The organism is Microbulbifer regidiadema (SeqCode), assembly GCF_052467605.1.
Map to the genome: position 1 here is coordinate 2066762 of NZ_CP174316.1, position 12372 is coordinate 2079133.

General features: G+C 42.1%; 12 protein-coding genes. 8 read left to right on the forward strand and 4 right to left on the reverse strand.

What is annotated here, in order from left to right; all coding sequences use genetic code 11:
* Positions 1-96: 96 nt before the first annotated feature.
* On the reverse strand, positions 97-1035 hold the full coding sequence (locus tag ACJJIF_RS09735) for a hypothetical protein (RefSeq protein WP_444932019.1): 939 nt from the start codon (positions 1033-1035) through the stop codon (positions 97-99).
* A gap of 562 nt (positions 1036-1597) precedes the next feature.
* Between ACJJIF_RS09735 and ACJJIF_RS09740 the strand changes: the two genes are divergently transcribed.
* On the forward strand, positions 1598-1789 hold the full coding sequence (locus tag ACJJIF_RS09740) for a YhfG family protein (protein WP_444932337.1): 192 nt from the start codon (positions 1598-1600) through the stop codon (positions 1787-1789).
* 125 nt (positions 1790-1914) lie between these two features.
* Here ACJJIF_RS09740 and ACJJIF_RS09745 read toward each other — a convergent pair whose 3' ends face one another.
* Positions 1915-2595 (reverse strand): DUF7822 domain-containing protein, encoded by a 681-nt coding sequence (locus tag ACJJIF_RS09745; RefSeq protein ID WP_444932020.1) that lies wholly within the window; start codon positions 2593-2595, stop codon positions 1915-1917.
* Positions 2596-3146: 551 nt separating this feature from the next.
* Here ACJJIF_RS09745 and ACJJIF_RS09750 point away from each other — a divergent pair.
* From ACJJIF_RS09750 to ACJJIF_RS09770, 5 genes are all read left to right on the forward strand, one after another.
* Entirely contained in the window at positions 3147-4523 is a 1377-nt protein-coding gene (locus ACJJIF_RS09750; protein ID WP_444932021.1) for an amidohydrolase family protein, read from the forward strand.
* A gap of 435 nt (positions 4524-4958) precedes the next feature.
* On the forward strand, positions 4959-5705 hold the full coding sequence (locus tag ACJJIF_RS09755; protein ID WP_444932022.1) for a sensor histidine kinase: 747 nt from the start codon (positions 4959-4961) through the stop codon (positions 5703-5705).
* Positions 5702-6439, forward strand: a complete 738-nt coding sequence (locus ACJJIF_RS09760) for a LytR/AlgR family response regulator transcription factor (RefSeq protein WP_444932023.1) — start codon at positions 5702-5704, stop codon at positions 6437-6439. Before ACJJIF_RS09755 ends, ACJJIF_RS09760 begins: the two co-directional genes overlap by 4 nt.
* A 78-nt stretch (positions 6440-6517) precedes the next feature.
* Complete coding sequence (locus ACJJIF_RS09765) at positions 6518-7468, forward strand: histone deacetylase family protein (protein WP_444932024.1); 951 nt, start codon at positions 6518-6520, stop codon at positions 7466-7468.
* Between the two features lie 526 nt (positions 7469-7994).
* Positions 7995-8276, forward strand: a complete 282-nt coding sequence (locus tag ACJJIF_RS09770; protein ID WP_444932025.1) for a DUF2442 domain-containing protein — start codon at positions 7995-7997, stop codon at positions 8274-8276.
* Between the two features lie 141 nt (positions 8277-8417).
* Here ACJJIF_RS09770 and ACJJIF_RS09775 read toward each other — a convergent pair whose 3' ends face one another.
* Positions 8418-9833, reverse strand: coding sequence for a sialidase family protein (locus ACJJIF_RS09775; protein WP_444932026.1), 1416 nt, complete (start codon positions 9831-9833; stop codon positions 8418-8420).
* A 740-nt stretch (positions 9834-10573) separates the two neighbouring features.
* Between ACJJIF_RS09775 and ACJJIF_RS09780 the strand changes: the two genes are divergently transcribed.
* Together ACJJIF_RS09780 and ACJJIF_RS09785 are read left to right on the forward strand one after the other, a co-directional pair.
* Positions 10574-10810 carry a hypothetical protein gene (locus tag ACJJIF_RS09780; protein ID WP_444932027.1) on the forward strand — a complete coding sequence of 79 codons (237 nt, stop codon included), beginning with the start codon at positions 10574-10576 and terminating at the stop codon, positions 10808-10810.
* Between the two features lie 56 nt (positions 10811-10866).
* Entirely contained in the window at positions 10867-10989 is a 123-nt protein-coding gene (locus ACJJIF_RS09785) for a hypothetical protein (protein WP_444932028.1), read from the forward strand.
* Positions 10990-11158: 169 nt separating this feature from the next.
* Here ACJJIF_RS09785 and ACJJIF_RS09790 read toward each other — a convergent pair whose 3' ends face one another.
* A complete protein-coding gene (locus ACJJIF_RS09790) occupies positions 11159-12349 on the reverse strand; it encodes a transposase (RefSeq protein ID WP_444932029.1) in 1191 nt (396 codons plus the stop codon).
* Between the last annotated feature and the right edge of the window lie 23 nt (positions 12350-12372).

Below are 12372 nucleotides of genomic sequence, written 5' to 3' on the forward strand. Positions count from 1 at the left end.
TAGTGTAGCACGTTGTCAATTCCAATTATACGCACTGATATGCTCTTACATATCAGTGCCAAACCTAATCTACAGACACCCAAGTCCACTAGTTATTTAATTGGCATACCTAGTGACTACCTGAGATTCTAGTTGCAGTGGTCTTCTGATATAACTTAAGTTACACCCTCCCCCACCAAAAACAATTAGTAGAATTCCAGCACCAAGTATTGGTAGATGGCCTATCAATTCATGAATACCGAGAATAGATGCAGTCAAAACGAAGAAGCTTAATGCTGTAATGGTTACCAACCGTGTTGACCAGCCCAATAAGATAACCAATCCAAAGCAGAACTCAGCCATTCCAGCAGAAAAAACGAACGTCAAATCTGAGAAAGAATGCCATCCCAGGTAAGACATAAAATTCCAATGGTAGTGCTGTAGAAACTCAAGGCCTAAATGGGGGTTGAGCCATTTATTGTGAATTGCCAGAGTCATTAACTGAAGGCCTAGTCCGCAACGTAAGGCAAACAGTCCAAGATCCGGTTTTTTATACCAAATAAACGCCAGTGCAAGCCCTAAAAATTCAAAACTATAATCAATCCAGATTGAGAGCGGATAACTAGCCGCGATCAAGAGCATGAGCGATAAGATTAGATACCCAGAACTTCTTAGGCTAATACCTAAAGTTAGTGCAATACCAATTGCTAATTGAAACTTATTGACAAAGCTTTGCGCGGGAGAGAACTCCAGATTGGGCGCTAACAATACATCCGAAAAATAATTAAAAATAAAGGTTAGCCCGATCAATGCGGATGTTAAGTGCCAAACTTTGCGACGGCCAATGTCGGACCAGAGGTAGGGAATTTTATCAGATACTTTGCGAACCGCTATAGACTCAAGTGATTGTAAAGATCTATTCACCATACAATATAAAAAGCCACCGAAAAGCACGAGTGCATAAATCCAACTCCACTCAAACTCAACTGTCTTGCTATCATTTTGTACAAACCAGCGCACATGAGACCATGCCGGAGGAGAAACCCAGTACCCCATAAGAGCTATCACCAACAAAAAACCGTAAGACTTCCTCCGTGCAAACATAATTATCACCTCATTAAATAGCGCTTTTACCCATTCTGGATATCCACAAAAATAGCAACCTCAAGTGTCACCTTCATCAAGTGCAGAACAAAATTATGAATAAAAACAAAATAGTAGTTTATTGTTCCTATTATTCCCTAAAAATTTCCATATTTTCCCCTTGATAAACACGGCCCTAGAAATCCGTCAATTCTCAACCATATCGCCAGCCAGCCCCAACTTATAACACCTATTTGAGCATTTTATTTTGGGCTATCTCCGGTCAACTATGAAATGTCCGTACTAACCGCGCTTGTTCAGTTGGACAGACCTACCCGTCCCAAGTTCACCGAGGAAACAGGCATCTCAGCCCAACAAGGCAACACTGTCCTCAATCACCAAAAATCCCCCTTCTACTATTTATTGGCACGGTACTAAGAAAACCAGTCACTACCAGATCGAATCATGGGGCGCCTTTGAAAGTGGCAAATCGATTAAACGCAAAGCCTATGCCTTAAACCTTCACACCTATAAAATGAAGAAAGCACTTGAATTCGAGCCCGCGCGACTTAAAAAATCTTATGCCGATAAGATAAGACTGCACAATTATCATCACAGTCTTAAGCTGAAGGGCTTTGTCATATCAGCTACTCCGCTATCAAGGCACAGCCCTCAAGAGCGCGCTGAACATCGCACAGCCTTAAGAAAGAGGTATATAAAACAATGAGCAATCACGACTGTATTGCCCTTTATGTCGCCAAAGAAGCTGCATGGACAGATGCCGAGGCCATCTCTCTAACAAACCTTTAAACTGACCCAAAGCTAGCACAAGGAGACCCGAGACCGCCCTACTCAATGATCAGGAGCCACCTCAAATTCCTTTTTATTCTCCAATTCATAAAAAAGAACATCACTCCAATATAAACCTATGGGTGGCTCACTGCTAATATCGTCAAATTTCTCATTGAACTGGAGCCCATAAAATGCGCTCAGAACGGACTCCGAGTTGTTTTCCGCTGCATTTTTGACAATATCCGCTGATATTTTCGGGTCTTCAGGCAGTGCATCAATAGCAGCCCCCGCTGCACGGCAAGCGCTGATTTCGCTTTCAACATAGCCACGCAAAACTACTTCCTCATTGCCATCCATGCAGTCTAGTTCGATAGTCTCAAGTAGCAGGTAGTGATTCTTATGATCTTCAAGGAACTCTAGTGTTTTATTTAGCATTGAATCCTGTAGATTAGAAATCTCCTTCCCGATAACCCGCAGAACTTCAATAAATTTTTTTAAGCGCGCAAACCCTGCCTCAAAGTCACTGCTGATCGCATAAAGCCTAGTTTTACTATCGGGCGAATCATCCTCAAAGCCATCTGAGACGAGCGATGTACATAGTTTTGGATTTCCGGACATTAACACGCGATAAGTGAAGGGGACACTATATGGCCACTCGGATAAACCCGAGATCGTATCAGGGCGATCTGAATAGGATTTTGGCTGATGATTAAGACTGTAAAGATAAGCGCGGTTTGCCATGCTTGAGGTTCCCTATAGCGAGCAAATTTATAGGCATCATGCCCTTTCCATCTGAGTGAGCTATTAGATGGCAGCTACTCGGGCAGAGCAAGTCTAGAAGCGACCATTCTGGACATCTGTCAGAACCGTTGATAAAGCACCCTCTCCTCCTCGCAGCGCTCAAATGCCACTGTAGCTACCAGGGCACTGTAGCTACCAGGGTGTCCGAAAAGTGCCTGTATGGTAGAGATATGGGGTCACTATGGGCATCGTCTCAAGTGAGCGCAAAACCCGACTGGCAATTTGCCCGGGGTATCATCGCTTATACCGCAACAAGCAACTACTGCTCTATCGTCCTTTATATCGATAAAGAGACCGCGTTGAACTGCCTCCCACGGCCAGGGTTCACCCTGCCAAACCGGGAGCAGCCGCCGCAACTCACCTCAATAGCACACCACTCACAAGCTTAAACTGTTCGTTCAGCTATGAATATGTCGATTGATCCTTTTTTACAACACCAAGATTGCTGTCGCTATAAGCTAGATCAAAACTCAATAGGAAACGAAACCCACATGAAAGCTACAGCTATTGTCTCTAGTTTACTATTAGCCTCAAGTACTAGCTTCGCTCTTGAAACAAAAGAGAATGACTACGATTTGAGAATCGACAATGTACAAATATTGACCAGCAATGCGGAAGGTTTCAGTGAGAAAAGCCGTATATACATTCAGGGTGACCGCATAGCCAAAATCACTCCAATGACCAACACAGCCCTATCTGCCGAGACTAGCCACGATGCCCAGGGTGCTTATGCGATACCGGGCTTAATCGATTTACATGTGCATCTGAGTGCATCTGGGTCAACTTATAAGAATTATCAGCACTTACCGCTAGAAACCAATTTAAACAATCATCTCTATTATGGTGTTACCGCTGTTACAGACCTTCTGATGTCCAGCGAGATAATGCAGTCTATACGCCAGCTGGACGATTCTGCTCCACTAGTGTTTGCATCCGGTCCCGCCTTCACCAATCCTAAAGGTCACGGTACCCAGTTCGGAGTGAAGGTTCATGAGATTGATAGTGTCGAGCAGATCAGCGCGAGCTGGGATGCACATTTAAGTTATCGACCAAAGTTAACCAAAGCCATCATAGAGACATTTGATGGCACTGTCGTCCCGCTTTCAGATGATGTACTCGAAGAGATCGGCAAACGCTCCCAAAGCGCCAACCTGCCGTTTTTTGTTCATGTCTCCACCCTGGAGGATGGAAAGCGAGCAATCAGGGCCGGTGCCACCGCTTTAGCCCACGGTATTAATTTTGAGCCGGTGGACAATGAGTTTATAGAGCTTATGCAACAAAACAAGGTTACCTATATACCCACTCTGTCGGTATATCATAATCAGGGGGACGAACATGAGCATCAATCTATCAGTCAATTAGACTTGGCACCTATACACCCCAAAATGCAGGCCTGCCTATTTAACGAAGTCCAAGCACCAACGACCATTAGAGAACTAGCGTGGCAGAAAAAGTCCGTAGCATATAATAATGTTATAAAGCTTGCTAAAGCCGGTATTAAAATTGGCGCAGGCTCTGACTCTGGCAACCCCTATTCACCACACGGACTGGGTTTAATCAGTGAAATTTTAGCCCTGCGCAAAGCTGGTCTATCCAATCAACAAGTTTTACTCTCTACGACACAGGTTGCAGCTCAAACTCTAAATGCAGGTGAGGATATAGGGTCAATTTCCCAGGGAAAACGCGCTAACTTTATCCTGCTAAATGAAAACCCGATTAAGAACATACAAGCAATTACAAACCCAGAAAAAATTTATCTTGCAGGTGCAGCTATAGAAAGAAAACAGCTTATCGAGAGGAGTCATGCCACTCCCCCTATCGGTTCTAGCTGTGAATCTTCAGCGGAGAAGCAAGGTCACAACATATAAAAGAACTTTATAGCATCAGCTCTCATTTAAGTTATGACTTGTGAGTGCTGATGTTCAACTTTGGGTTAGAAATACACACGCAAGCTGGGTTGAATTAGAACTATCTTATCTTTTGTATTCCCCATATAATTTACCAATCTAAAATAAACTGTGATGACTATTACTCATCAATATTTTATGTCAATACTACAAGATCTTAAACATCCTTTCTTTGCAAAATCATTTGTCGTCGTTCTGTTACTGGATATAGCTTGCGTATTTGTCTTTTTTGAATCGGGAGATATAAGCTCGGTTAGCAGTGCTCTCACTGGTGCACCGATATGGTTTGTCTTCTTTTATTGGCTGCCGACCTGGTCCACAGCCCTCATTGTATTGCGCCTTAGGCGTAGGGGCTATCATTCATTGTTAATAGAGTGGATGATCCTGGTAGTCCATATGACTATTGGAAACCAGTGCGTCAGCTGGTTTATAGAGTTCGCATTCAGTGTTGAAGGCGGCTTGAATATGGGGCTTGGTATTATCTTTAATGGGCTGATGTGGGCTACCTGTTTATACTGCTCTTACGCCATGCTGGAATACCGCCATAAAGCCTCTGAGCAAAAGCTCGCCATGCAGAAAGCCAAATTACAAACATTGCGCTACCAGCTTAATCCACATTTTATGTTCAATAGCCTCAATACTATCTCCTCCTATATTCATAGCGACCCACACCTTGCGGATGAAATTTTACACAAGCTGGCGGACATATTGAGATATTCTCTCGACACTGGCGAACTAGAAAAAACTACAATTAAAGAAGAAATTGAACTGATCAACAAATATTTAGAAATAGAAAAAACCCGTTTTGGCGATCATTTAACAGTAGATATTGTGGCAGACCCAAGAGCCTGCGATATTTCTATTCCGCCCCTGCTATTACAGCCAATCTTTGAGAACTGCTTCAAGCACTGCCGCAAGATAGAAAACTTACATATCCAATGCCGTATCTATTTGGAGAATGACAAGGTAATTATTGAAGTTGTAGATAATGGACATGGATTTCAGGAAAGCGTTCTTAGTTTAAGCCACTCACAGGGCACTGGGATTCATAATTTACGCCAGCGTATTGAGCTACAGCCAAATGGTAAACTTACTCTGAGCAATCAATGCGGCGCCCACGTTAAAGTTGAGATGTCTGTATGAATTTAAGGGTAATTATTGCCGAAGATGAAGCACCGGCAAGAAATAAGTTAAAAGCTCAGCTGGCAACTATTAGCTCTGTTGAGTTGGTAGCAGAAGCAAAATCTGGTCTAGAAGCGTTGAGTCTGATTGAGGAGCATCAACCACAGCTACTGCTGATGGACATTGAAATGCCGCATCTTAGTGGGCTGGATGTACTAGACGCTCTAACCTACCAACCCTATATTATTTTTACAACCGCATATTCCAAATTTGCTATTGATGCTTTTAACCACGATACCATCGATTACTTACTCAAACCTTTCCCGTTACAACGTTTAAAAGCTGCCATTGAAAAAGCTCAGAAGCGAATTGAACTTCTCCATAACAGCACCCAGGTGAAGGGTGATTCAACCGAATTGAAGCGCCTCGTAAGTAAGTGCGATGATCGTATGACCTTTATTGATCTGAGTGATATTTCGTATATTAAGTCTGAACAGGGCTCAATTATTGCTCACACCAGCAAAGGCATCAAACCTCTACAAATGGGCCTGGATCAACTGGAACAAAAGCTCAACCCAGATCAATTTCTGCGCCTACACCGCAGCTACCTAATTAATCTGGATAGAGTCTTGGAGGTTCAGCGTTATTTAAATGGAAAGTTGGCAGTGATTATTGATGATGAGCATAAAACCACTTTAATATCTAGCCGCTCCGGGGCCGATAGATTAAAAATACTATTTGAGCATGGTAGCTAGGGGCTTAAACGCGACACCAGACCCAAAATAAAACTTTAAGGCATCCAAAAATCTCAATACACTTGAAAAGGAATTCCCATGAATGTCATCTACAGCAAACATTACAATATAGATCTTGGACCACTAAATTATCTACACCCATTTGATGGGACCAAGTTTCAGAAGATTCAACATCAACTAAAAAACAATAAAGGGATTAGTTTTATAGAGCCTAAATCTCCAGCCAGTATGGAGGTTATCGATGAATTCCTATCAAGCAGCATGAGACCTAGAGTGCGCAGTAAAGATGAAATTCTTCAAGCACTTGAGCTTCCCGGTATCCCGCTGATTAGCTTTTCACTATTAGACAAGGAAATTCTCTCCCCTATGCGCTGGGCAGTTGCAGGAACTATCCTTGGTGCGGAGTCTGCTCTTGAAAAGAGTGAGATCTACTGGAATCTATCCGGCGGATATCATCACGCTATGCAACAAAGTATGGAAGGGTTCTGTATCTATAACGATATTGGGATTTGCTATCAGCAATTGATAAAAAGCGGCCAACTAAAGCCTGAAGATAAAATACTAATAATCGACACAGATGCTCATCATGGCAACGGCAACGCACACACATTTATGGAGAATGAAAACGTAACGATTTTAGATGTATACAATGCTGGCATTTATCCTGCATCAAACTATACACGGAATCGGGTAAATATCTCAGCCCCCCTAAATCCAGGTACAGAAGGCCAGGAATATCTAAATCGATATAGCGAGGCACTGGAAAAATTAGATTCTGACTATAAAATAGCCTTTGTAGTTGCAGGTACCGACCCCCTAAGCTGCGATGAACTGGGCGGACTTCACTTAGAAATTGAAGATATCGTAGAGAGAGAAAAGTTAACCTTAAGTGCTCTTAATCAGCGCTCTATCCCCGCTGTTATACTTGGTGGTGGTGGTTATTCTAAGAACAGTGCCAATGCGGTTATAGAAGCTATTTCCCAATATATGACTTTTGACATCCCAAAGTCTTATAGCCCCTACCCGTGATGCGCCAACCAGAAAAAATAACTGAGACAGGGGGATTGCCTTCCATAGGTTTACCTCTTATGAAACAGTGAAAAGTAAAGGTGGGGGAAGCTCACATCGCTGAAACAGCCATTTTTTAAGCTGCCCCACACCTCATTAAAACAAAAACCACACTGAGACCTCAAGCAGGATAATGATTAAATTTATACGATATTTTCACATTCAAGATTTACTGCTCCATTACGTAGAACCATACAAAGATAGCACTATAAACAAGATACTAAAAGAGGGAGTGGGCACTACCAATGAAGCAGAAAAATTTTCCCTATTTATCTGGTACGTTGTAGACTCTATTCACAATGACCATAGAGACGGAATAGAGGTAATGGGCAGTAAAGATAATCTTGAAATGTTACCTGATCTCGAATATGAAATCTCATGCTATATGAAATTAGTAGGATTCTATGATGTATGGTCTAGAGTTAGTGAGGAAGCTTAACAAGTGATTATCCTCAGCACTCAAGCATTAATAAAATCACGATAGATTATGTCTGATTTAGACAAGTGGTCAATTAACAACTACAAAATTATTGGTAACTATACCATTGAACTAAACTTTGTTGATGGCACACAACAAACAATTAACTTTGAACCTGTGATCGGCAAAGGCTGGTTGAGCAAACTGAAAGATACAGCTTACTTTAAGCAAGTTAAACTCAATGATGGTGGCAACCTTGAGTGGCCTGACGGGCAAGACTTTAACCCTGAAGCACTCTACGACTGGCCAAATTTTCAACAAATTTATATTGATGACATAAACTCAATATAAAAGTAGTCCTGGGCACCCACAAAAATACCGTGAATGCCCAGACCTCTAGAAAAATCCTAATATCACTGTATCATTCGCTACATATATGAATCGAAGCATAACTTCACAGTCCAGCATCAATCTAGCGAATTGTGGATGCTGCTATAGTTCCAGTGGTGTATATGTATCCCAAGTGGGGTCATAATTGTTAGTACACTGCTTGGCATACAGATTACACCAACCCTGCCTCCCTGAAACATCATCTTCCCGTCCAATTTGAAACATGCTACACCCCTCGTCTTCACAGGCTTTTGCGCAGGACTCAATAGTTTGCGAATACAATTGTTTGATAAAATATCCTGGCTCAAAGTGTTCCTGGCAACCGCCTTTCTGCCACTCAAGTCGCACTCGCTTAACATGGCCTACCGAAGTTCTCAGACCAGGAGAGGCTATTGAGATAACAGTTGAGTCATCCAATACTCCCAGGCCATTCCAGAGCAGCTCTTCATCGTCTCCAAGACTTGGGAAGGGCGTTGAAGGGCGAGAAAAATTTCTTGCCTCTTCATCACCAATGTAAACCTGTATATTTCTATTAGTGGTTTTCCGACCGATATTTGACTGTATCGAGAGCAGGGTCTCCCCTCCCGACAATTGAACAATATAAGGAGCACCGGCATAGGTTTCATAAGGTAACAGGTTAGAAGAAACCGCAAGCTCTCGGAGAGGATCTCCTTTCAGCACCGGACCTTGATTCCAATTATTTTCAAGACTTGTCCTAACAGTGGTAGGTTTGAATTGGCCATTGATTCCATTATCTTCAATGGCAACAACAATCTCCTGACTATTATTGAGCAATAGTGGTACAGGCATTCCATCGCGACTCCCTTGGCTGTAGCTGATAGCTTTTTTGTTTAGCCAAGTCAGTCCATGATTAGGTGAAGACAGCATAGAAATCTGCTGCTCATTACTGTTGAGATATTCACTCTCGTCGGCAAAATAGATCTGTAATTCGCCATTAGGTAACTGTAGAAAGCTAGGCTCCCAGCAGCCGGTACTGAATGTCGTTCCACAGGTATACACAAGGATATCATTACTCCATGTTACTCCCCTATCTATGGAAATATTGACACTTATCGTATAAGGTAACAAGTTAGTAGAAGTTTGATTTGTCGGTCTACCATTTGCTCCATAGACCAACCAACCATTCTCTAGCTCAATAATTTCAGGATTTGCATAACTATAGCCGTCTTTACCTGAAACATCGATTTCATCAAACCAGGTTTTACCAAGGTCTGAACTGAATCTCACCTTTGCACGCAGTGCACGCTCGTAGACTAAAGCGAGACGACCATCACTAAGTTTCTTGATTCGGGCGTAATATCCAGAAAAGTCCGGCTGAACAGCTTCCTCATCCCATTCTAAGTAGGTATACACATCGAACTGCTCATCATCGGAATGATTAGACTCTATTTGATAGCTTTGATCTTCCTTTGACTTATCACTAGAAAGCGCGGGACTACACAAAATACAAAAAAATATCCAAAGTGTAAAATATGATCGATCAGTAACTTTTTTCATCTTGAATCTCTTTAATTGATTTTTTGATTTTTTGATTTTTCTACTGAAGTCTAACTCTATAGACTATTTATGCATCGGAGCCCATGCAAGAAGCCCTCAATCTCAATACAGAGGCCTGCCCAACCCACTACGGCAACACCACTGCTCACCTCCTACTTTCTACTGAGTTATTCATCGATTTACTTCAATCCTAAAAACCTTTCCCACCCAGCATAGGTTCCACTTTCTTTAAAACATATAACAGTAATTTAAGCAATTCCCTCCACCGGTAGGACAGTAGTTTTTAGCGCCAAACATATAAACCCAATACAAAGCTCGAAATCAAACCCTGAAAAAGTCCATTTTTTATAAAATCTATCTGCATTACGCCAAGTAGAATACTTAAGCGATATAGTATTAGAAAAGTGTTACGCCCCTTAGGATAGTCGAGAAATATATACCTACAGAAAATCTACCCACCTCCTTACCACTCAATCAACGCTTACCTATGGTCACCGACAAACAATCTCCACACCCTATAGCTTCAATAATTTTTAAAGGCAGAAGACTCCTAGAGTACATCTAAGCCTACAACACGCCTCTTACACAGCCTATATGCTGCCTATATAGAAAAAACCCCCTATACCGTATTATTCAAAGCATAAGTGCTATTCACCAACTCACTCGATCGAACCAAAATAGCATTGCGCATTTGCGTAATTATTCAAACCTCTACCATACATAGGTCAAAAGAGATCATCATGAGCAAAGTTATTATAAAGCTAAATCAAGAAGGTAAGGGTTGCGGTTATGTCTTTCTTAAGGGTGACATTTTCCGAAGCGGCGGAGAAAAAGCCCATGCAGCCGAATTTGAAAAGAAATTTTATTCCAAGAAAAACGGCGCCTTTTATCTTAAATTAGTTAACGCCAAGGACAATAAATACTACATGGATGTTAGAGCTGCAACATCTCGGGTTGAGCCAGTAAAACATTTTTGACTGTCGATGCATCCAGCATTTGTGCATGGGAACTGCTAAATAGTGGTGAGCTTACTATGGTATTAGGCGGTAAAGATGTAGAGAAGCGTTTAAGTAGCAGTAAAGATACTGACAGTAACGCCTTATATGCCAACTGGAAAGATGGGCACCCCTACCAAGTTGAAATCGAAGATCTATAACTCATTCATTGTTAAAAAACCGCCCTCACATAGTGGGGGCGGTTTTATTTTCAGACTCACCCCTTCTCTCAGCCCACAGCAATCATGCTATTCAGCCTATTCTTTACGGCCCTTAAAATAGGCCCGCATAGTTAAAGAGAACTGTTATGGACCAACACTTCGGACACTTTTATGCCGCAATTGCCCCGTAATCGCTGTAGCGATCATAAATGTAGCTGACTTTTTCACAGCTTCGGTCCAGACCTAAGCTGCTAAAAACCCTATCCATCAGATGCTGGTTGAACTTGCGGCGCTTCCAGCTGGCGATTGAGATAACTGTAGGTGCATCTGTCTGTATCTCTCTGCGATCTTCAAATTTCAGTAAATTCAGCGCTGTCAGAGACGCATTAACATGAAGGTTTATGGCTTTCTTTCGTACGGATTGACAGTGAGTTAATCCGGTGTATTGCTTCGCATCCCTGAATAAGAACTCTATTTGAAATTTTGATTTGTAGTACGAGACCAATTTCACTGCATCTAAATTCGTATCTGTAGAATACAGTAGCGCACTTCCTTTTTTATCGTCATCGATAGGCTTGAGCAGCACCACGCGTATGGCACGCTTTAAAAATTTGGCGTGCACCACCTTCGTGTAGACTTTAACTTTAGCATCAAAAGTTCCAGAAAAATTAAAACGGCATAAATCTTCAAGGTCAACTTTTCCGTCAAACCGTTTAGGGCGTCCCTGACCGTTGTATTCCCCCTCGTATAGCCACTGCAAATTAGCATCAATCCGTAACTTTCCAACGATATGCATTCCTTCCTGAAGAATTGGGTTAACAAATGCCTTTTTACTATAAAATTCGTCTGCTGCAAGATATTTAATCTCAAGATTAAGCAACTTCGGTAGAACTTTGAGAGCATGGCTCATATATTGTTCAACCCTCGATTTTCCTTCTTCATCGATCGTTTGCTGGGAATCTATGGCATAGGCAGTATTTGTTTTCAAGTCGGTGACACTAATCGTAGAGATCTCAAGGCCGCGTTGTGATTCTCCAGCGCTGCCGTTATAAAACCACCCTAGGCCATCAGTCTTTTTGTCAGATTTACTGATAAAACTGGCATCAGTAGCGGCGACACATTCACGATTTTCTTGGAGTTCACTGGCAAATAATGTGGTGTTAAACTGGGTGAAGTCAAAGCATCTATGTGACCAGCATCGATAACGCTTCTCACTTGAGGTGCTGAATCTGTCCATATTCAGATAGGTCGCCTTGCCTCGAAAGACCATCAGTACCGACAATAGAGTCATCATAAATTTCTGCTGGGGCTTACCAACACTGGACATTTTGGCAAAAACTGTTTTAATTGTGTCTTCCATGGGCGGTTACTGCGTTAATCAGA